The sequence below is a fragment of the Nonomuraea sp. NEAU-A123 genome (assembly GCF_018603905.1).
Taxonomy (GTDB): domain Bacteria; phylum Actinomycetota; class Actinomycetes; order Streptosporangiales; family Streptosporangiaceae; genus Nonomuraea.
The window spans coordinates 313,117-334,144 of record NZ_JAHFZZ010000004.1 but is presented as its reverse complement, the minus strand read 5'-3'; the positions used below and the strand labels follow the sequence as shown (position 1 = coordinate 334,144).

Annotated in this window: 18 protein-coding genes; 9 read left to right on the top strand and 9 right to left on the bottom strand. The window is 69.5% G+C overall.

Translation table 11 applies throughout. From position 1 onward, the window contains the following. Complete coding sequence (locus KLK06_RS13800; RefSeq protein WP_214635821.1) at positions 1-792, bottom strand: tyrosine-protein phosphatase; 792 nt, start codon at positions 790-792, stop codon at positions 1-3. 65 nt (positions 793-857) lie between these two features. Between KLK06_RS13800 and KLK06_RS13795 the strand changes: the two genes are divergently transcribed. Continuing rightward, complete coding sequence (locus KLK06_RS13795) at positions 858-1,730, top strand: hypothetical protein (RefSeq protein WP_214635820.1); 873 nt, start codon at positions 858-860, stop codon at positions 1,728-1,730. Here KLK06_RS13795 and KLK06_RS13790 read toward each other — a convergent pair. Beyond that, positions 1,711-4,188, bottom strand: coding sequence for a tetratricopeptide repeat protein (locus tag KLK06_RS13790; RefSeq protein WP_214635819.1), 2,478 nt, complete (start codon positions 4,186-4,188; stop codon positions 1,711-1,713). The genes KLK06_RS13795 and KLK06_RS13790 overlap by 20 nt on opposite strands. Before the next feature lie 114 nt (positions 4,189-4,302). Continuing rightward, the gene (locus tag KLK06_RS13785) at positions 4,303-6,411 is read right to left on the bottom strand and encodes a M6 family metalloprotease domain-containing protein (RefSeq protein ID WP_308168228.1); all 2,109 of its coding nucleotides are present in this window, start codon (positions 6,409-6,411) and stop codon (positions 4,303-4,305) included. A gap of 100 nt (positions 6,412-6,511) precedes the next feature. On the opposite strand from KLK06_RS13785, the gene KLK06_RS13780 reads away from it, so the two are divergent. Next, on the top strand, positions 6,512-7,669 hold the full coding sequence (locus KLK06_RS13780; RefSeq protein WP_214635818.1) for a CdaR family transcriptional regulator: 1,158 nt from the start codon (positions 6,512-6,514) through the stop codon (positions 7,667-7,669). 63 nt (positions 7,670-7,732) lie between these two features. Next, entirely contained in the window at positions 7,733-8,851 is a 1,119-nt protein-coding gene (locus KLK06_RS59810) for an amidohydrolase family protein (protein WP_250905362.1), read from the top strand. Here the strand turns inward: KLK06_RS59810 and KLK06_RS13770 are convergent. Next, positions 8,839-9,258 carry a MarR family winged helix-turn-helix transcriptional regulator gene (locus KLK06_RS13770; protein ID WP_214635817.1) on the bottom strand — a complete coding sequence of 140 codons (420 nt, stop codon included), beginning with the start codon at positions 9,256-9,258 and terminating at the stop codon, positions 8,839-8,841. The genes KLK06_RS59810 and KLK06_RS13770 overlap by 13 nt on opposite strands. Positions 9,259-9,327: 69 nt before the next feature. Here KLK06_RS13770 and KLK06_RS13765 point away from each other — a divergent pair, with 69 nt between their 5' ends. Together KLK06_RS13765 and KLK06_RS13760 are read left to right on the top strand one after the other, a co-directional pair. Then, on the top strand, positions 9,328-11,061 hold the full coding sequence (locus KLK06_RS13765; protein WP_284734979.1) for an ABC transporter ATP-binding protein: 1,734 nt from the start codon (positions 9,328-9,330) through the stop codon (positions 11,059-11,061). Positions 11,062-11,104: 43 nt separating this feature from the next. Continuing rightward, positions 11,105-11,428: a DUF5709 domain-containing protein gene (locus KLK06_RS13760; RefSeq protein WP_214635816.1), complete on the top strand. Its 324-nt coding sequence runs from the start codon at positions 11,105-11,107 to the stop codon at positions 11,426-11,428. A 19-nt stretch (positions 11,429-11,447) separates the two neighbouring features. On the opposite strand, the gene KLK06_RS13755 is transcribed toward KLK06_RS13760, so the two are convergent. Continuing rightward, positions 11,448-12,101, bottom strand: coding sequence for an HAD family hydrolase (locus KLK06_RS13755; protein ID WP_214635815.1), 654 nt, complete (start codon positions 12,099-12,101; stop codon positions 11,448-11,450). Positions 12,102-12,234: 133 nt separating this feature from the next. Here KLK06_RS13755 and KLK06_RS13750 point away from each other — a divergent pair, with 133 nt between their 5' ends. Next, on the top strand, positions 12,235-12,846 hold the full coding sequence (locus tag KLK06_RS13750; RefSeq protein ID WP_250905361.1) for a Uma2 family endonuclease: 612 nt from the start codon (positions 12,235-12,237) through the stop codon (positions 12,844-12,846). A gap of 26 nt (positions 12,847-12,872) precedes the next feature. Further along, complete coding sequence (locus KLK06_RS13745; protein ID WP_250905360.1) at positions 12,873-13,400, top strand: Uma2 family endonuclease; 528 nt, start codon at positions 12,873-12,875, stop codon at positions 13,398-13,400. Here KLK06_RS13745 and hrpA read toward each other — a convergent pair. Further along, a complete protein-coding gene (hrpA, locus tag KLK06_RS13740; protein WP_214635813.1) occupies positions 13,390-17,259 on the bottom strand; it encodes an ATP-dependent RNA helicase HrpA in 3,870 nt (1,289 codons plus the stop codon). The two genes, KLK06_RS13745 and hrpA, sit on opposite strands and share 11 nt — an antisense overlap. Positions 17,260-17,507: 248 nt before the next feature. After that, positions 17,508-18,221, bottom strand: coding sequence for a polyphosphate--glucose phosphotransferase (gene ppgK / locus KLK06_RS13735; protein WP_214635812.1), 714 nt, complete (start codon positions 18,219-18,221; stop codon positions 17,508-17,510). Between ppgK and KLK06_RS13730 the strand changes: the two genes are divergently transcribed. Both KLK06_RS13730 and KLK06_RS13725 read left to right on the top strand, forming a co-directional pair. Next, a complete protein-coding gene (locus KLK06_RS13730) occupies positions 18,127-19,473 on the top strand; it encodes a TIGR03118 family protein (protein ID WP_308168227.1) in 1,347 nt (448 codons plus the stop codon). The genes ppgK and KLK06_RS13730 overlap by 95 nt on opposite strands. A 153-nt stretch (positions 19,474-19,626) precedes the next feature. Further along, a complete protein-coding gene (locus KLK06_RS13725) occupies positions 19,627-19,803 on the top strand; it encodes a hypothetical protein (RefSeq protein ID WP_214635810.1) in 177 nt (58 codons plus the stop codon). Here the strand turns inward: KLK06_RS13725 and KLK06_RS13720 are convergent. Beyond that, positions 19,800-20,390, bottom strand: a complete 591-nt coding sequence (locus KLK06_RS13720; RefSeq protein ID WP_214635809.1) for an HAD family hydrolase — start codon at positions 20,388-20,390, stop codon at positions 19,800-19,802. The genes KLK06_RS13725 and KLK06_RS13720 overlap by 4 nt on opposite strands. Beyond that, entirely contained in the window at positions 20,387-20,992 is a 606-nt protein-coding gene (locus KLK06_RS13715; RefSeq protein ID WP_214635808.1) for a response regulator transcription factor, read from the bottom strand. The genes KLK06_RS13720 and KLK06_RS13715 overlap by 4 nt, the downstream gene beginning before the upstream one ends. Positions 20,993-21,028 lie beyond the last annotated feature (36 nt).

Genomic DNA, 21,028 nt, shown 5'->3' with positions numbered 1-21,028 from the left:
CTATTCGCGCAGCCGGGCGCGCATGGCCTCCGTGTCCGCCGCCGTCCACCCATGCGACTCCAGCCAGGCGATCGGCCCGCCGAAGCGCTCCTCCAGCACCGACAGGAACTGCTCCATGTACCGCGCCCGGGGCATGTGGTCGTCGGCGGGCCGCGAGTCGAGGTCGTCGCGGTAGGTGGCGCTCCCCCGCAGCCGCCGCAGCACCCGCTCCAGCCGCTCCCCGGTGGCCTCGTAGTCGGCGATGATCGACTCCCGGGTGACCCCCGCCACCTCCAGAGCGAGCGCCGACAGAACCCCGGTGCGGTCCTTGCCGGCCGCGCAGTGCACCACGGCCGCGCCGTCGTTCAGCGCCATGGCCCGCAGCGCGGCCACCACCGCGTCGGGCCGGTCGCGCAGGTAACCGTAGTAGAACCCGGTCGTCCGCAGGTCATCGTCGAGTTGACGCTCCTGCCAGGGCAGCACCCGCTCGCCGTCGATGGTGTCGGCCTCGACGTCGGTGTGCCTGCCTCCCTCGGCGAACAGCGTCAAATGATGATGCCTCACCTCGGGCATCCGGGTCAGCGGCCCGGGGCCCTCCAGCGTGACCTCGGCGTTGGAGCGGAGGTCCACCACGTGCCGCAACTTGAGCTCGCCGACCAGCCGAGACACGTCTTTGTCGGTGAGCCCTTGAAGATTGTCGGCCCGAAAAATCCGTCCATAGCGGGTGACGCCGCCGTCATGGGTGGTGAGTCCACCCAGGTCACGTACGTTGACGGCGCCTTCCAGATCGATCCATCGCGTCATCTCGTTCATCGTTTAGACCCTATATGTCTCTCAAATATGAGCGGATTCGAGGTTCATAACGCAGCATGAACTGTATGGATCCGCGCGCCTTGCCCCCGCAGCTGGTGGTAGATCCATCCCTGCCTCCGGACATCTCCTTCCAGCTGCGAACCAGCCCGCATTTCCTCCGCATGGCCAGAGCCGGCCGCCTGATGGACCCCCCGTACAATCTCGCCCTCCTCCTGGTCCTTCCCGGCCTGCTGCTGATGATCTTGGCCCTCACCAATCAGGGCGTCGCGGTCGTGGCCGCGCTCGGGATGGGCATGATCGGGTTGATGCGGTGGATGGCGATAGAGCCGACGCGCCGGGCGACCAAACGACGGCTCCGGCTCGCCTACCAGTACGCCGCCCACTACGTCCTACCCGAAGACCTCGACTATCCCTGCCAGATGCTGCTGCGCCGCGCCCAGGACGCGGTGGACGCGATCCTGAACTCCCAGGTGAACAGGGCAGGGCTGATCGACACCATCGACAACCGGGTGACACTGCCGGAGGAGGTGTGGCAGATCGCCCAGCGGCTGGCCAAGCTGTCGTCCATGCACGCCGAGCACCGCCGGCTCATCCCCCGCGACCTGCCCTCCGGCATGGAGGACGCCTTCAAGCCGTACACCACCGCGCTCGACGCGGCCTGGACCTCGCTGTCGCGGCGGGTGCGGCACCTGGAGAAGTACGCCAAGCAGGTGGTCAAGGCCGACAAGGTCTTCCACGCCCACCATCGGCTGGAGGCGCTGGCCGCGCGGACGCCTGACTACCAGCGGCTCCTCGCCGAGACGGTCCATGACGACCTGGCCCGTACGCACATCAGGGAGCTGGCCGACCAGGCCGCGCACGTGCGCAAGCTGTTCGAGGAGAGCATCTACCAGGCCCGGCAGTCCGCCGGGGAGCTGCTCAGGACTCCACTTTCCTGAGCAGTTCCAGCGTCCTGCGCATGCCGGCCTCGTTGCCGAGGCTGCGGTAGATGTCCCTGGCCTGCTTCAGCGGCTCGACGGCCGCGTGCGGCCCGCCCGAGTCGAGGTGCGCCTCACCGAGGTAGCGCAGGCTGAGCGCCATCCACCACCGGTCGTCGAGCTCCTCGAACGCGTGTACGGCCCGGCGCAGCTCGTGCTCCGACTCCTCGATCCGGCCCAGCCTGGCCAGGGCCCGGCCGGCCGACAGCGCGGTGCGCGCCACGCCCCACGAGTCGCCCAGAGCCGTCAGGATCTCCTCCGCCCGCCGGACGAAGTCGAGCTCGCGCAGCCCGTTGGACGGGTCGCCGACCTCCCCGGCCGCGCGCAGGCAGCGGGCCTCCTCCCACAGCTCGCCGCGCTGCCGGAACATCTCGGCGGCCCGGTCGAGGCTGAAGCCCGCCTTGGTGAAGCCCTCGAGCGCGGCCCGGTGCTCGCCTTCGCGGCGCCTGCCGCGGGCCTGCGCGGCGAGCACCTCGCCGTAGGCACGCAGCGTCTGGGCCTCGGAGTAGCGGTTGCCCGCCTGCTTGAACACCTCCAGGGCGTCTTCGAGCAGATCCCTGGCCTCCTCGGGCCGCCGCTCGGCGAGCCGCATCTCGGCAAGGTTGCGCTGGGTGCGGGCCATCCACCAGAAGTCCTCTTCGCCCTTGAACGCGGTGATGGCGCCGATCAGGAAGTCCTGCGCGCGGTCGAGGTGGCCGTCGTTGAACAGCCCCATGCCGATCGTGCGCATCGCCCTGGCCGCCCACCACGACTCGCCGAGCTCGGTGAAGATCTCCAACGCCTGCTCGGCGCCCACCCGGCCCAGCTCGTGGCCGCCGAGACCGCCCTGCACGGCCGCCCGGTCGAGCAGCGCGATGGCCAGGGCGCGCCGGTCACCGGTGTGCCGGGCGGCCTCGCAGCCGGCCTCGGCCGCGGCGTGCCAGTCGGCCCAGTAGGCGCGCAGTGAGTGACAGAGCGAGCAGAACGCCCTGGCCAGCCCCGAGGTCAGCTCCCACAGCTCGAGCTGCCTGGCCAGGTTGATCATGGCGATCAGCGAGAGCCGCTCGGCGTTGAGCCAGTCGCCCGCGTGCATCTGCCCCTCGACGCCGGAGCTGCGCCCGCCGCGGCTCCAGTCCTGCGGCCAGCGGTCCTGGGCCGCCTCCTCGGCGCGGCGGCGGTAACCGGACAGCACCCGCTCGATGGCGGCCCTGCGCCGGTCCTGGTCGTCGCCCTCGGCCAGCTCGATGGCGAACAGCCGGACGAGGTCGTGCAGGCGGTAGCGCATGGCGCCGGTCGGGTCGACGCCCGAGCTCTCGGCGAGCTGCGCGTCGATCAGCGCCTCGAGCTGGTCGGCGCCGTCGAGCCCGGAGATGTCGAGCAGCTCACCCGCCACCCAGCCGGGCACGTCGGGCGAGGTGAGCGCGGACAGCAGGCGCAGCAGGCGGCGCTGCATGCCGGTGCAGTCGTCGTAGCTGAGCTGCACGGAGGCGCGCACGCTCTTGTCGACGGTCTGCGCGAGTTCGAGCTGGTCGAGGCGGCGGCGCTCGTCAGCCAGCCGGTCGGCCAGCTGCCGCAGCGTCCAGTGTTCGCGGGTGGCCAGCCGGCCGCCGCAGATGTTGATCGCCAGCGGCAGGTAGTCGCAGATCCGGACGATCTCCTTGGCGGCGTCGAGGTCGTCGACCACCCGGGCGCCACCGGCCAGCCTGGCCAGCAGCTCCACGCCGTGGGCCTCGCTGAACACGCCGAGCTGGGTGTCGTGGGTGCCGTTCAGGAACAGCGGCTGGCGTGAGGTGACCAGCACGGCGCAGCCCGGCTCGGCCGGGATCAGCGGCTTGACCTGGTCGGCGCCGTGCGCGTTGTCCAGCCCGATGAAGATCCTGCGGTCCTTGGTCCAGGTCAGCCAGAGCTTGCGCAGCTCGTCGAGGCCGCCGGGGTCGGTGGTCAGCCGGACGCCGAGCGCGCGCAGGAACCCGATCAGCACCTCCTCCGGGCGCACCGGGGCGTCGACGCCGCCCCGCAGGTCCGCATACAGGCGCCCGTCGGGGAACGCGCCGGCGATCTCCTGCCCGAACCTGGCCACCAGCGCCGACTTGCCGACGCCGCCCCGGCCGTACACGGAGACCACCAGCGGCGGCGAGACGCCGCCGGACTTGCGCCGCCCGCCGAAGACCGTCCGCAGCTCCGCGAGCGACTCGGAGCGCCCGGTGAAGTGCTCGGGGACGGGCGGCCACTGGTCGGGCGCACGCGAGGACGGCTCGGCCGCCGCCTCGCGTTTGGACCGCCCCTCGGTCGTGGCCCAGGTGGTCAGCCCGACGAGGAGCGCCGCCGCCATGGTCACGCTCACCTTGGCGACGGGCGGGATCTCCCAGTCGACGGAGGCGGCCAGGACGCTGGCCGCCGCGGCCGCGATGCCCGCCGAGACCGGTGCGGCCAGTGGCACCTTCCTACGCCGCTTAGGCGGCTTGTCTGGCAGCTGCCCTGTCAACGAACACCCCCTCCGGGGGTGATTCAAGCGGATGGGGTACGGCCGCGCCAGCCGTACCCCATCCTTCAGCTAAAGGCCGATCACCGGACAGGTGGCCGTCACCGTCTTGGTGGGGTCGCTCTCCGAGGTCGCGGTGAGCGTGACCTTGGCGTGCCGGTCACCGCCCGAGGCGCGCACGGCGTTGACCGCGACCACCTCCTGCTTGCCGAAGTCGACGGCGGCCAGGGCGTTGGGCAGCTGGGTGGTCCAGCCCTTGCCCTGCACCTCGGCCTTGAGCCGGTAGACGTCGGAGTTGAGGTAGGCGCTGACGTCCTCGGGGTGCGTCCCCTGCGCGGGGGCCGCCTTGCCGGTGTTGAACAGCGGGAACTTGCAGGTCGAGTAGCCCTTGCCGGTCGGGATCCCGGCGGCGGGGAGCACCTTGACGCCGCGCTTCTGCGGGCCCGCGCCGTCGAGCGAGCGGATCGCGACCGTGTACGACAGGGTGCCGTCGCGGCCGCGCTTCAGGTCGGTCACGTAGAAGTGCAGGCGGTTGGCCTGGTCAACGTACTCGTACTGGCTGCCGGAGCCGGTGCCCGCGTGGAAGAGGGCGTCGGCGAGCTGGCGGTAGTCGCCGATCGTGATCGGCACCTTGGTCCCGTCGGGCATGACGTAGTCGGTCATCCCGATGTCCTGCGGGTTGGCGTCGATCACCCACTCGAACGGCGCCCGGTCCTGGTTCTTGGTCTTGGCCACGAGCACGCCGGAGTCGGGGGTGAAGGAGTCGGTGCCGACCCGGTCGACGACCTCGACCGTGTAGTTCTCGTAGCCGCCGCCGTCACAGAGCGGGTTGGTCTGCGTGCTGCAGGCCGGGCTCTTGTCGCCGGTGTCGAAGGCGATGTTGACGCCCGACAGCTCGCTCTTGCCCGGCTGCGCCTCGCGGGCGATGACCCTGGCCTTCACCAGGCCCGACTCGTCGAGGGCCTCGCGCGACAGGCGCAGCACGTTCTGCTCGTCGACCATCTCCAGCTTGATCTTGTTGCGCAGCATGTGCTGGGCGCCCATGGACGCGCCGGAGGTCGGCGGGATCAGCCAGCGGGAGTGCGGGCCGCCGGGACCGTTGAAGCTGCCCCGGCTGAGCATCTCCCAGATGCCGGTGTAGGCGCGGCGGGCCGGGATGCTGTACGGGTTGTTGTAGTTGTCCAGTACGCCCAGGATGTGGCTGAACTCGTGGGCGTAGACGGCCATGCCGGAGCTCTCGGCCTGGACCGAGTCGACGCCGATGTTGGCGTTGGGCCAGAAGTTGGAGCCGGCCTGCCAGGAGGTCCAGTCGACGTAGCGGGTCTGGGCCCAGTTCGGCAGGTTGGGGTCGGGCGGACCCCATTCGTCCGTCACGTCCTCCTTGGTGGGGAACTTCATCATCCCGAACTCCTGCCAGGTGGACGACTCGTCCTGGCCGGCACTCACGTAGAAGATGAAGTCGAACTGCTTGGCGGCCTCCTCGCCGATCGCGCCGATGAACGCGGCGTTCCCGTCGGTGCGCAGGTTCCTGTCGCACCGGTCGCCCGCCGGGCAGGCGGTGCCGCCCTGGAACTCCATGGCGTACTCGTGGTCCTTGCCCGGCATCGTGTACGGGCCGAAGCCGGTCAGCTCGACTCCGTAGCGACCGCCGGAGTCCTCCATCCAGTACTCATGGATGGTGTGCCCCTTGTTGAGGGCGTTCGGGGTGTTGAGGAAGTCCTGGTAGAACTTGGCCACCTGGTCACGAGGGATGTCGTGGGCCTCGGCGCTCGGGTTGGCGTAGATCGTCGAGCCCTTGGGCTGGGTGACCACGAACGGCTGGTTCGGATAGTCCAGGAGCACCAACGCGCCCTTGAAGGTGCGCTTGGAGCCCTTGACCGCCGGGTCGTTCCAGTTGGTGCCCGGCACCTTCTTGTAGTCCGCCCACGTCATGTGGTCGGGGTTCTCCCAGTTCTGCGGGTCGATCGGCTCGATGCCGCCCGTCGGACGGCCGCGGAGTGCCTGGCCGTCGGTGGGTGCGTCCTGTTGCCAGGGCTGGGTCTGCGGCCAGTGGTTCTGCCGCCAGGGGTACTCGGGATCATCTGTGGGGGGTGCTGCGGAAGCCGGGGTCGCCACAAGGCTCATCGGAATCAGCACGAGGGCCGCCAGCAGACCTTTCAGCAGCTTCTTGGGGGCATTCACGGAAAGACGTTATAGACGAAGTTGACGGAGATCATCGATCAGTTGTAGGGAAGACGTGTAGGGGTCGTTCCGACAAATGATGAAATGTCCAGGTGACGTGGTGGCGGATCTCCAGCGGACCGTGGACGAGCTCGCGGCTCGCCTTGACAGACCGCTGTTGTTGGAGGACCGCGTGCAACGCGTCGTCGCTTACAGCGAGCAGTACGGCACGATGGACGACATCCGCCGCGACTCGATCCTGCGCCGGCACAGCACGCCCGAGGTACGCCAGTGGGTGCGTTCCGCCGGGATCCACGACGCGCCCGGCCCGTTACGCATCCCGGGCGCGCCGCACCTGAGCCTGCTCCCCCGGGTCTGCGTTCCGGTACGCCACGACGCCGGGCTGCTGGGCTTCCTCTGGTTCATCGACTCCGGGCCGGCCATGTCCGGTGAGCAGATCGCCGAGGCCGCCGCGGCGGCGCCCGCCCTGGCCCTGGCGCTCTTCCACGAGAGCCTGGCCACGGGGCTGGCCTCGCACCGGGAGCTGGAGGCGGTCACCGGCCTGCTGCTCGGCGAACCGGACTCGGCCAGGCAGCTCATCGAGGCAGGCGCCTTCCCGCAGGCCCAGCCGGTGACCGTACTGGTGGCCAGGCCGCTGTCGGACGAACCGGACGAGGCGCTCCGGCTCGCGCTGGAGCAGGGCCTGCTCACGCTGCGGCGGCGGCTGAGCGGGCACCACCCGCTGCACCTGGTCCGCTTCGACCACGCCGTGCTGCTCACTGCGGGCGGCCCGGTGGCGGCCGACGAGCTGCACGCGGCGATGTCGATCCCGGTGGTGGTCGGGATCGGGCGGGCCAGGCCCGCGCTGGCCGAGGCCGCCGGGTCGTACGCGGAGGCGCGGCACGCGGCCGAGGTGGCCGCCCGGGTGCCCGATCTCGGCCGGTCGGTGGAGTGGGCCCGGCTCGGCGTCTACCGGATGCTCACCCATCTCGCCCACCACGAGCTGCATCCGGGGCTGGCGGAGCTGCTCGCCGACGATCAGCACCTGCCACTGCTGGAGACGCTGGAGACGTACCTGGATCTGGCCGGCAGCGCGGTGGCCACGTCGCGGGCGCTGCGCCTGCACCGCACCTCCCTCTACTACCGGCTGCAGCGGCTGGAGGAGCTGGCCCGCACCGACCTGAAGGACGGCGGCGAGCGGCTGGCCCTGCATCTCAGCCTCAAGCTCGCCCGGCTTTCGGGTAGGTATCGGCCCAGGGACGCCCGGCCCGGCCCATGATTGCACGGCAGGCCGGGCTCACGTTTAATGCCGAGAGGGTGCTTTCCACAAGGGGAGTCCGATTTGCCGTCCGCGAAGCGTGCCGCAGCTGGCCGAAGGCCGAAGCTCGGCAGCCGCACGCCCGCGCCGATCGTCCTCCACTCGGCGCCGCTGGTGCTGCCGATCGACGCCGAGCCGCTGCGTGGCGCCGCGCTCGCCGTGCGGGGCGACCGGATCCTTCAGGTGGGGCTCCGGGATGAGCTGCTCGCCTACTTCCCCGTCACCCGGGAGCAACGCTGGCCGGGCATGATCGTGGCGGGGCTGGTGGACGCCTGCGCCCCGGCGGCTCCGCCGCCGCCCGGGGTGACCGCGCGGGCCGGGCTCGTCACCGACCCGGCCGAGTCGGCCCGGCTGCCCGGCGTCTCCTATGTCGAGGTGTCGTACGAGTCCGAGCAGGTCTGGGAGGAGACCGGGCGCGACGCGGTCATCACCGCGATCCGCGAGGTCGACCGGCCGCGTACGGTGGGCATCGCCGCGTACACGCCCGACCCGCAGGTGCTGGAGGACGTGGCGGTGCTGGCCAGGACGTTCGGCCTGCGGCTGCTGGCCGACCTGGACCGCCACTCGCCCGCGACGCTCGACGAGGCGGGCATCCTGGGGCCGCACTGCCACGTGGCCTGCGGCCGGCCGCTCGATCCCGGTGAGCGCAAGCTGCTGCGGCTGCGCGGGAGCGTGGCCGCCCTGTGCCCGTCGCCGCCTGACGACATGCTCACGCTCCTGGACGAGGGCAACCGCGTCGCCTTCGGCACCCGCGCCCCCGCCTCTTCCGGCCGGGTGGCCGATCTGCTCAGCCTGGCCAGATCCATCAGGCAGCAGACCAGGGGGCGCGGGCTGCGGCTCCGGGAGCTCGATCGCAGGCTGGTCGAGGCCGCCACACTGGGCGGGGCCCAGGCGCTCGGCATGGCGAGCAGGACGGGCCGGATCGGCTCGCTCGGGCCGGGCAGCCGGGCCGACTTCGCGGTGTTCGACGCCCGTGGCCGTTACCCGTACTCCGCCCTGCTCAGCGGGCCGCCCTGCCTCGCCACGGTGGTCGGCGGCACTGTGGTCGGCAGCACGGTGGTCGGCGATACGGCGGTCGGCGGTACGGCGGTCGGCGGTACGGTCATCGAGCACAGACCGCCTCGCGGCACTCAGCCGAACTGACCGTCGATCGCTCCGAGCAGGTCCTTGAGCTGGTCGCGCTGGTCCTCGGAGAGGACCGCGAACAGGTCCTGACCCGCCTGCCTGCGCGCCTCCCGCGACCGCTCGTGCATCTCGCGGCCCGCCTCCGTGAGCACCACCAGCGTGGAGCGCCGGTTGGCCGGATCGATCTCCCTGCGCACCAGGCCCGCCTGCTCCAGCGCGTCGATGACGGGCGTGACCGAGCGCGGCACGATCCGCAGCTCGTCGGCGAGCTGCACCATCCTGAGCGGCCGGTCGGCGTCGGCGAGCGCGCGCAGCGCCCGCGCCTGCCCCGGGTTGACGCCGAGGGGGACGAGCCGATGAACGTAGCCGTGCCGCAGACGGCGGCTGACCCGGTGCAAGAGCTCCGACAGCTCCACGTCCTGCATGCCGGACAGCTTACCGGAATAATTATGAGCTAACCTCTGTTTGAGGGAGCATCTGAAAAGGAGTCCTACTTGGCTGAGGAACCCCGCGCGCCGTTGCGGCGCATCATCAAACTCTTCCGCGCCTACCGAGCCCGGCTGGCCGTCGTCGGCGCACTCATCCTCCTGTCGTCGCTGGTCTCGCTGGCCTCGCCGTTCCTGCTGCGCGAGGTGCTGGACGTGGCGATCCCGTCCCGCGACGCCATGCTGCTGGCGCTCCTCGCCCTGGGCATGATCCTGGTCGCGGTGATCACCAGCGTGTTCGACGTCCTGCAGACGCTGGTCTCCACCACGGTCGGTCAGCGGGTCATGCACGACCTGCGTACCTCCGTCTACGGCCACCTGCAGCGCATGTCGCTGGCGTTCTTCACCCGCACCAAGACCGGCGAGGTCCAGTCGCGCATCGCCAACGACATCGGCGGCATGCAGTCGGTGGTCACCTCCACCGCCACCTCGCTCATCTCGAACCTGACCACCGTGATCGCCACCATCGTCGCCATGCTGGCGCTCGACTGGCGGCTGACCGTGATCTCGCTCCTGCTGCTGCCGGTGTTCGTGGGGATCAGCCGCAAGGTGGGCAGCGAACGCCGCCGCATCACCTCCGAGCGGCAGCGGAAACTGGCCGTGATCTCGTCGATGGTGCAGGAGTCGCTGTCGATCAGCGGCATCCTGCTCGGCCGGACGATGGGCCGCTCGCCCGAGCTGACCGAGCGCTTCGCCGACGCCTCCGACGAGCTGGCCGAACTGGGCGTGCAGTCCAGCATGGCGGGGCGCTGGCGGCAGTCGTCGATCCAGATCGTCATGGCCGCGATGCCCGCGCTGGTCTACTGGGCGGTCGGCTACACCGGCGTGATCTCCGTCGGCACGCTGGTGGCGTTCACGACGTTGCAGGTCAGCCTGTTCAGGCCGGCGGTGTCGCTGCTGCGGCTGGGCGTCGAGGTGCAGAGCTCGCTCGCGCTGTTCGGCCGCATCTTCGAGTACCTGGACCTGTCGGTCGACATCCACCCGGGCACCCGCACGCTGAGCGGCGTCCGCGGCGAGGTCCGTTACGAGCGGGTCGACTTCTCCTACGGCGAGGAGCCCACGCTCGCCGGCGTGGACATCACCGTGCCGCCGGGCACCAGCCTGGCCGTCGTCGGCGAGACCGGCTCGGGCAAGACGACGCTCAGCTACCTGCTGCCCCGGCTCTACGACGTGACCGGCGGCCGGGTGACGATCGACGGGGTGGACGTGCGCGACCTCACCTTCGAGACGCTGGCCGAGACGGTCGGCGTGGTCTCCCAGGAGACGTACCTGTTCCACGCCACGATCGCCAACAACCTGCGCTTCGCCCGGCCGTCGGCCACGGACGAGGAGCTGGAGGACGCCGCCAGGGCGGCCCGCATCCACGACCACATCGCCTCGCTGCCCGACGGCTACGACACGCTGGTGGGCGAGCGCGGCTACCGGTTCTCCGGGGGCGAGAAGCAGCGGCTGGCCATCGCCCGCACCCTGCTGCGCAACCCGCCGGTGCTCGTGCTCGACGAGGCGACCAGCGCCCTCGACACCCAGACCGAACGGGCCGTACAGGAGGCATTGGACACGCTGGCCGAGGGCCGCACCACGATCATGATCGCGCACCGCCTCTCCACGGTCCGCGACGCGGACCAGATCGTCGTCCTGGACCGCGGCCGGGTCGTCGAACGCGGCACACACGACACACTGATGTCACTGGAGGGCCACTACGCCGCCCTGGTAGACCGGGACCGCCCGCTCGAACCGGTTTGACCCCACAAGGATTCGGGACCTGGTGCGGGGTAAGAGAGCGCGTATGACCGAACAACCTCCGGATAGACACGGCTACAGCGACGAACAGGGCATCGAGGTCGAAGAGTGGACCGACGACCTCGGTATCACCCATGACATAGAAGAGGACGACCCCGCGCACGGGGACACGCTCGACGAGCGGCTGCGGCGCGAGGCGCCGGATCGGGAACGCACTCCACGCGAAGCGCACCGGCTCACCCAGCCCGACGAGGGGCTGGCGCCGGACACGGACAGCGAGGAGTGGGGCGAGGATTGGGGTGCGGACGGCGGCGATCTGTCCGCCGAGGAGCGCGCGGTCCGCATCGACCCCGACGACAAACTCAGGTGAGCCGCTCCCGGCGACAAGCTCAGGTGAGCCGCTCCAGCGCGGGCAGCAGGGCGGGCAGATCGTCGACGATCATGTCGGCGGCCCGTGCCTGCGGCCGCTCGGCGTGCAGGTATCCCCAGGGGCCCCGGCGCAGTAGCGCCGTGCGCATGCCCGCCCGCGCGGCGGGGAGCACGTCGTTGTCCAGCCGGTCGCCCACGTAGAGGATCTCGGCGGGCTCCCGCCCGGCGATGGCGGCCACCTTGGCGAAGAACTCGGGGGCGGGCTTGGACACGCCCCAGCCCTCCGACGTGTGCACCGAGTCGACGGGCAGGTCCATGGCGACCAGCGCGTCGAAGGCCCTGGCCGGCTGGTTGCCCGCGACGATCACCTGGTACCCGGCCTCTCGCAGGGCCTTGAGGCTCTCGCGGACGTCGGGGTAGAGGTCGTCGGCGTCGAAGTGGTTGCGCAGGCTGCGGGGTTCGTCCCGTTCCCAGGCCGCGATCTCGGCCCGTACGTCGATGCCGGGCCGTACGAGCTGGAACGCCTCGCTGTGGGAGCGGTCGAGCGCGGCCATCCCGCCGAGCGCACCCATCAGCACGAAGCTGCTCACACCGAGCCGGTCGGCCCAGCGGGACCAGATGCGGGTCTCGTCGATGAGCGTCTCGCCCACGTCGAACACCACTGCCTTGATCATCAAACCTCCTGGATAGTCCCCCCAACTGTACGGATCCCTCATCGACCTTCGATGAGGGGCCGTTCGGGGTGCGTTCTGCCGCGCCGGATGGAATACTTAGCGTGCCCGTTCGAATACGAAGGGACAGATTTCAATGGTCGCCATGGCAATTCGGGACGACGAAGACACCGAGCTGGAGCAGACCAGCGACAGCCGGATGCCGTCTACCGCCCGAGAGTTGTTCGATGCCCTCCCCCCTCTGCCCGGCCTCCGGGCAGAAGTCATCGAAGGGAACTTGATCGTGAGCCCAATGGGCACCCCCGAGCACGGTTGGATCGCCTCCGACCTGAGTGAGGCCCTTCTGCCGCTCAGGAAGGAACGCGGCTGGCGCGCTGCCGTGGGCACCGTGAGCATCTGCATCGAGGGCTCGCGTGAGTCACTCGCACCGGACTACCTGCTGTCGCCGCCCAACTGCCGTCGCTGGGGCGAATACGAACTGCTGTCCTCTCATGTCCTGCTGGTGGCCGAGGTGGTCTCACCGAGCAGCGTCCATCGCGATCACCACGAGAAGCGGGAGGTCTACGCACAAGGCGGAGTGCCGATCTACCTGTTGATCGATCCGATCGCCGACCAACCGGCGGCCACCGTGTTCAGCGAGATCAAAAACGGCGCCTACCAGCAGACGACCAGAGTGGTCATGGGCACACCGCTGTACCTACCCAAGCCGATCGACTTCGAGCTCGACACCTCCATCTTCAAGGCCTGAGCCGGATGCCGCGTACCGCTCGAGAGTTGTTCGATGCCCTCCCCGAACTCCCCGGTTTCCGGGCGGAAGTGATCAACGGAAACCTCATCGTGAGCCCAGTCGGCACCCTTGAGCAAGCTGACTGCGCGATGGGGCTGTTCCGTGCGCTCATACCCGTCCTGGAAGGACATAGCTGGGAAGGGTGGACCGGCAATGTCGGTGTGTGCGTCGAGGGTTCACACGAGCCCGTCCAGCCCGACTTCGTCCTGTCTTCGGCCGATTGCCCCCACTGGGACAACCGCGAGCTGTTGTCCTCAGGGCTGATCATGGTCGCCGAGGTCGTCTCAGCCGGAAGCACCCTCAGAGACCGCGTAGAGAAGCCTCCCCTCTACGCGGCCGGCGGCGTGCCGATCTACCTGCTGATCGACACAGTCGCCGAGCCGCCGTCCATCACCGTCTACAGCGACATCAGAGACGGTGCCTATCGGACGACGGCCACCGTGGAGGTCGGGACCCCGCTCCGGCTGCCGGCCCCGATCGACTTCGAGCTCGACACCTCCATCTTCAAGGCGTGAGCCGCTCCATCGCCTTCGTGATGCGCTTCTCCGACACCGGGGTCGGTGTGCCCAACGTCTGGGCGAAGAAGCTGACCCGGAGCTCCTCGATCATCCATCGGATCTCCACCACGTCCGGGTCCGAGCGTCGCGCTGGGTGCAGCCGGGTCAGCAGGTCCTCGTACGAGTCCTCCATCTTGTGCACCCGGCCCATCCACTCCTCGTCCCGCCACGGCTCCTCGGGCAGCTTGGTCAGGCGGCGTTCGATGGCTCGCATGTATCGCAGCACATCAGGCAGGCGCCGATGGCCCGTCGCGGTGACGAAGCCCGCGTAGACGAGCTTGGCGAGCTGGTCGCGGACGTCCGAGGTGGAGTCGCTCTGGCGGAGGGCGTCGAGGCGGGTGCCGACCGCGTGCCACACGGTGAGGATCTGTTCCGTCCGGGCCAGGACGTCGGCCGACGTCTCGTGCAGGTGGGCTCGTACGTGCTGGTAGAGGCGGTCGAACGAGACCGGGTCCCAGGCGGGGCCGCCCACGTCGAGCATGAGCTTGTCGATCGCCGCGTTCACCACGTCGTCGAACAGCGCCACGGCGCCCCCGTGCGGGCTGCGGGACAGGGCCAGCTTGGCCTGGTTGGACAGGCCGCCCAGCAGTGACTTGGCCGGGTTGGTGACGTTGAGCAGCAGCAGGCGGCGGGTGCCGGGCCAGTGGGAGCGGCGCTGCTCGGCCTCCGTCTCGAAGATCTTGATCGACACGGAGTCGCCGTCGTCCACCAGCGCCGGGTAGCCCTTCATGCGGCCCTGCTCGAAGACCTTGGGCAGGGTGCCGAAGCTCCAGGTGTGCAGGCCCGACTGCTCCAGGTCGTCGGCGGCGGCCGAGAGCGTCTTGCGCAGGCGCGGCGCCAGGCGCCGCTTGAGCGCGTCGAGGTCCTTGTCCTCGGCGATCGTACGCTTGCGTTCGTCGATCACCCGGTAGGTGATGCGCAGGTGGTCGGGGACCTGGTCGAGCTGCCAGGCGTCGTGCGGCACGCGGATCCCGGTCAGCCGGAGCAGCTCCCGCTCCACGGCCTCCAGCAGGGGTTCGCCGCCCTGTTGTACGCCTTCGAGCACCTGCTTGGCGTAGTTGGGGGCGGGCACGAAGTTGCGGCGCAGGTGCTTGGGCAGCGACCTGATCAGGGCGGTGATCAGTTCGTCGCGCAGGCCGGGGATCTGCCAGTCGAACCCGTCGGAGCTGACCTGGTTGAGCACCGCCAGCGGCACGTGCACCGTGACGCCGTCGGCGTCGGCCCCGGGCTCGAACTGGTAGGTCAGCTTCATCCGCTGGCCGAGCTGCCGCCAGGCGTCGGGGTAGTCGTTGGTGCTGACGTCGGCACCCTCGTTGACCAGCATCTCGGGCGAGTACGTCAGCAGGTCGGGCTCGGTGGTCCTGACCTTCTTCCACCAGGAGTCGAAGTGGCGCGCGGAGACGACGTCGGCGGGGACGCGCTGGTCGTAGAAGTCGAACAGGGCCTCGTCGTCGACCATGATGTCGCGGCGGCGGGCCCGGTTCTCGAGCTCCTCGACCTCTTCGAGCAGCCTCCTGTTGTCCTGGAGGAAGCGGTGGTGGCTGTCCCAGTCGCCTTCGACGAGGGCGTGCCTGATGAACAGCTCGCGTGACAGGTCGGGGTCGATGCGGCCGTAGTTGACCTTTCGCCCGGTCACCAGGGGCACGCCGTAGAGGGTGACCTTCTCCAGCGCGATCACCGCGCCCTGGTTCTTCTCCCAGTGCGGCTCGGAGTAGGTGCGTTTGACCAGGTGCTGGGCGAGCGGCTCGACCCAGTCGGGCTCGATCTTTGCGTTGACCCTGGCCCACAGCCGGGAGGTCTCGACCAGCTCGGCCGACATCACCCACTGCGGCTGCTTCCTGGCCAGCGCGGAGCCGGGGAAGATGGCGAAGCGGGCGTTGCGGGCGCCGATGTACTCCTGGATCGGGCGGCGCCCGTCGGGGGTCCGCTTCTCCATGACGTCCTTGACGCCGATGTGCGACAGCAGGCCGACGAGCAGCGAGGCGTGCACCTGCTGCGGATCGGCCTGCGTGCTGTTGGGCTGGGCGCCGAGCGAGTGGCGGATCTGGCTGTAGATGTCCTGCCATTCGCGTACGCGCAGGTAGTTGAGGAACTCCGACTTGCACAGGCGGCGGAAGGCGCTGGAGGACAGCTCCTGCTGTTTCTCCCGCAGGTGGTTCCACAGGTTGAGGTAGGACAGGAAGTCGGACTCGGGGTCGGCGAAGCGGCGATGCTTCTCGTCGGCCGCCTGCTGCTTGTCGACGGGGCGCTCGCGCGGATCCTGGATCGACAGCGCGGCGGCGATCACCATGACCTCGCGCAGGCAGCCGTTCTTCTCCGCCTCCAGGACCATCCGGCCCAGGCGCGGGTCGACCGGCAGCCCGGCCAGCTTGCGGCCGACGCCGGTGATGCCGCCCTGGCCGTCGAACGCGCCCAGCTCGTGCAGCAGGCTCACGCCGTCGCGTACCTGGCGGCGGTCGGGCGGCTCGACGAACGGGAACGCCTCGATGTCGCCCAGCCCGATCGAGGTCATCTGGAGGATGACCGAGGCGAGGTTCGTGCGCAGGATCTCCGGGTCGGTGAACTCCGGCCGGTTGAGGAAGTCCTCCTCCTCGTAGAGCCGGATGCAGACGCCGTCGGACGTCCGGCCCGAGCGGCCCTTGCGCTGGTTGGCGCTCGCCTGCGAGATGGCCTCGATCGGCAGGCGCTGCACCTTGGTGCGGTGGCTGTAGCGGGAGATGCGGGCGAACCCCGGGTCGACCACGTATTTGATGCCCGGAACGGTCAGCGACGTCTCGGCCACGTTGGTGGCCAGCACGATGCGCCGGCCCGTGTGGCGCTGGAACACGCGGTGCTGCTCGGCGGCGCTGAGCCGGGCGTACAGCGGCAGCACCTCGGTGTTGCGGAAGTCGGCCTTGTCGAGCGCGTCGGCGGCGTCGCGGATCTCCCGCTCCCCCGACAGGAACACCAGGATGTCGCCGGGCCCCTCGGAGACCAGCTCGCGGCAGGCGTCGACGATGCCCTGCGTCTGGTCGTCATCCTCGTCGAGCGGCCGGTAGCGCACCTCGACCGGGTAGGTGCGGCCGGAGACCTCGACGATCGGGGCGTCGTCGAAGTGGCGGGAGAACCGCTCCGGGTCGATCGTGGCACTGGTGATGATCAGCTTGAGGTCGGGGCGCTTGGGCAGGAGCTGCTTCAGGTAGCCGAGGATGAAGTCGATGTTGAGGCTGCGCTCGTGCGCCTCGTCGATGATCAGCGTGTCGTACTGCTCCAGCAGCCGGTCGTTCTGCAGCTCGGCCAGCAGGATGCCGTCGGTCATCAGCTTGACCAGGGTGCGGTCGCTCGCCTGGTCGGTGAAGCGTACTTTGTAGCCGACCGTCTGGCCCAACTCGGTGCCCAGCTCTTCGGCGATGCGCTCGGCCACCGTGCGGGCGGCGATGCGGCGCGGCTGGGTGTGGCCGACCAGGCCCCTGACGCCGCGCCCCAGCTCCAGGCAGATCTTCGGGATCTGAGTGGTCTTGCCGGATCCGGTCTCCCCGGCGATGATCACGACCTGGTTGTCGCGAATGGCCGCGAGGATGTCGTCCTTGCGCTGGGATACGGGCAGGTTTTCCGGATATCTCACTTCTGGTACGGCTTCGCGGCGCCGGGCGAGGCGTCGCTCAGCACGTTCCACGTCGGCGACGATCTCCGCGGTGATCTTTTCCCGGGCCTCGCGGGAGCGCACCCGGCGTACGCCGTCGAGCCTGCGCCGAAGTCGCCGCTGGTCTCGCGGCATCAGGTCGGGCAGGCGTGACTGGAGCTCGGTGAGTGGAGAGGACAACGCAGAGGTTCCCATACTGCTATCAGGATATTTGAGCCCCGCGTCGCCGGAGCCAACCGCCCCATGCTGCCCGACGGCGGCGGTTGTCCGCATCTCAATATCCAGCGCTCATCGTCGACCGTGATCGCCCAAGACGGGCCCACTCTCCCCAGAGTTGTCGTCGTGGACGACCACGGTCACTAATGAGACTCCTGAGGAGCCCATCAGGTTGCGCTCCGACCCCATCTTTCTTGATCACCCAGGTCGGAGCGTCACAAAGATGATCATTTGACGGCGAGAGCGGCGCCGACGATCCCCGCTTCGTTGCGGAGGCGAGCCGGGACGATCGCGGTGTCCACGTGCACGTGCGGCAGGAACTTGTCCGCCTTCTTGCTCACGCCCCCGCCGATGACGAACAGCGACGGCCAGAACAGCATCTCCACGTGCCGCAGATACTCCTCCACCCGGCCGGCCCACTTGTCCCACGCCAGGTCGTGCTCCTCGCGGGCGCGGTCGGAGGCGCGGAGCTCGGCGTCCTTGCCGTGGATCTGCAGGTGCCCCAGTTCGGTGTTCGGCACCAGGACGCCGTCGACGAAGACCGCGCTGCCGATGCCCGTCCCGAACGTCAGCATGATCACGGTCCCCTCACGGCCGTGACCCTCGCCGAACCTCATCTCCGCGATGCCGGCCGCGTCGGCGTCGTTGAGGACGGTCGCGCCGTCGAAGAGCTTCGTCGCGTCGACGCCGATCCAGGAGTGGTGAACGTTCGCGGCCGTCATGATCACGCCGTTCAGCACCACGCCCGGGAACGTGACGCCGACCGGGCCCGTCCAGCCGAAGTGCTTGACGATCTCCACCACGACCTCGGCCACGCCCTGCGGCTTGGCCGGCTGCGGCGTGGGGATGCGCAGGCGCTCCTGCGTCAACTGCCCCGATGCGGTGTCCACAGGGGCGCCCTTGATCCCGGATCCACCGATGTCAATGCCCAAAACTTCCATGTCTCTCCACTCCCCCAGAAACGGCCCGATTGACGTTCTGCGGCAATATTTCTGGCCGTTACTGAACCGCACTTGCGTCTCCCGCGTATCTCCGGCCACAAGCGCTAACAAGGAGGCACGGATGCGGTTCCGCATCATCACACTCTGCGCTGGTGCGGTCGTCTTGAGCACGACCCTCACCGCCCCCGCACAGGCAGCGACGAATACCAAGTTTGACGTCGTGAATCTCGTTTCCGACATCAAGGGGAAGGCAGCGGTCACTGATCCTAAACTGGTCAACCCTTGGGGGTTGGCCATGGGCAAGACCCTGTGGGTCTCCAACACCGGCACCGGCTCGGCCACCGTCTACTCGGGAGCGGGCCAGAAGGAAGCGACCGAGGTGGCCATCCCCGGTGGCGCTCCGACGGGCCAGGTGTTCAACAGTTCAGGCGAGGGCTTCACCGTCAAGGGCAAGCCCGCCTCGTTCATCTTCGCCAGCCCGAGTGGCGCGATCAGCGGCTGGAACGCCGAGGTGGACCCGAAGAACGCGATCATCGCGGCCTTCACCCGGGGTGCCGACTACAAGGGCCTCGCGATGGTGAACACCGATGACGGCGACTTCCTGCTGGCCGCCGACTTCGCCAACGGGCGCCTCGCCGCGTGGAACTCAGAGTTCGAGAAGATCAACCTGTCCCACCGGGCGTTCAGGGACCCGTCGGTACCCTCCACGTACAAGCCGTACAACGTGACGTTCAGTGGTGGCAGCGTCTGGGTCGCCTATGCCCTGCGCGACTCTGAGACCGGAAAGTCCATCCCGGGCGCCGGCAAGGGCTTCGTCAGCCGCTACAGCGTGAGCGGACGCCTGCTCGGCCGCATCGCACGCACCGGGCTCAACGCCCCGTGGGCCATCGTCGCCGCACCGAAGCAGTTCGGCGTGTACTCCGGATCGGTGCTGGTCGGCAACTTCGGCGACGGGACGATCCACGCTTACCGCGGCAACCGCCACCTGGGCGCGCTGCGCGACGGCAACGGCAAGACGATCTGGCTGCCGGGTCTGTGGGACCTCGAGCAGGGCACCGCGACCACCGGCGGCGAGAACGCCCTGTGGTTCTCGGCGGGCATCGAGAAGACCCAGCACGGCCTGGTGGGCCTGATCCGGCCCGCGGGCACGGGATCGCAGGTGAGCACGCCGTCGGCAAGCCCCACGCCGACGAGCCATTCGTCGCACACGCCGACGAAGACGTCCAGCCAGTCTCCCTACGGGAGTTACTGACAGGACCCGCTGAACGTTTCCGGCACGGCAGGCGCGAGCCGTGCCGGAAACAAGCAGTTGTTTTTTATCTGAATTCTGTACGGTTTTTATGCGGCTCGACCGGGATAACACTCATCCTGTGCGAGCCCATATGCATTTGTGCGGAATAATGCTGTGCTCCGAAACATTGCCGGCACCTTCGAGGCGCGCGTGTCATTCCGGCGCTTTCCCGGTAGGCCGCCGGTCGAGTGGTGCCGGCCCATCCCCGCCGAGCAGGCGGGAGAGATCGGCCGCCGGTTCCCCGACCTTCAGGTGCGGGCCGATCCCGCGCATCAGGTGGGACCCTTCTAACCGAAGGCCGGGGTGAGGACGGCGGTCAGGTCGGCGATGCCGCGGTAGTGCACGCCGGTCATCCCCAGGGCCGTGGCGCCCGCCACGTTCTCCGGCCGGTCGTCGACGAACAGGCAGCGCTCGGGCGCGACGCCCGCCAGCTCGGCCGCCAGCTCGTAGATCCGCCGGTCGGGCTTGGCCAACCCCACCCGGGCGCTGCTGACCACCGCGTCGGCGAAGTACGCGAGCCCGAGCCCCTCCAGGTGCTCCTCCAGCGTGTCCATGGCGTTGGTGACCAGCAGCACCGGCACCCGCTCCTGAGCGCGCGCCAGCAGCGCCCGGACCTCCTCGTCCACCCAGAACGGCACCGCGGCGAACTCGGTGACGGCCTGGCGGGCGCGCTCGTCGCCGCCCAGCGCGACGGCGATCGACTCGAGCCACTCGGCCTCGGTGATGTGGCCGAGCGTGGCGGGGCCGATCAGGTCGGGGTCGAAGGCGGTCTTCCTCATGGGCAGGCCGTAACGGGCCTCGATGTCGGCCTGGGCCGCGTGGTCGAAATGGCGGAGCACTCCATCTAGATCACAGAGGACCGCGTCAAAGGGGATCACAACCACCCATTGTGCCGCGCCAACTGGGCGGCCTCGATCCTGTTCCGGGTGTGCGTCTTGCCGATGGCGGACGACAGGTGGTTGCGTACCGTGCTCTCGGAAAGGTGCAGCCGCGCCGCCACGTCCGCGATCGTGGAGCCGTCGAGCGCGGCGGCCAGCACGTCCCGCTCGCGGTCCGTGAGCGGGCTGGGCCCGGCGTTCAGCGCGGCGGCGGCCAGGGCGGGATCGATGATCCGCTCCCCCGCCACCGCCCGGCGGATCGCCACGGCCAGCTCCTCCACCGGCCCGTCCTTGACCAGGAACCCCGCCGCTCCCGCCTCCATCGCCCGCCTGAGGTAGCCCGGCCTGGCGAACGTGGTCACGACCAGCACCGCGCACTCCGGCAGCGAGGCACGCAGCACGGGCAGCACGTCGAGACCGCTGCGGCCGGGCAGCTCGATGTCCAGCAGCGCCACGTCGGGCCGGTGCTCCGTGGCCGCCGGTACGATCTCGTGGCCCGAGGACACCTGGGCGACGATCTCCAGGTCGTCCTCCAGCCCGAGCAGCAGCGCCAGGGCGTCGCGCATCATCCCCTGGTCTTCGGCGATCATGACCCTGATCACGGCGCCTCCCCTCGCGCTGCGTCCGCTTCCGGCGGG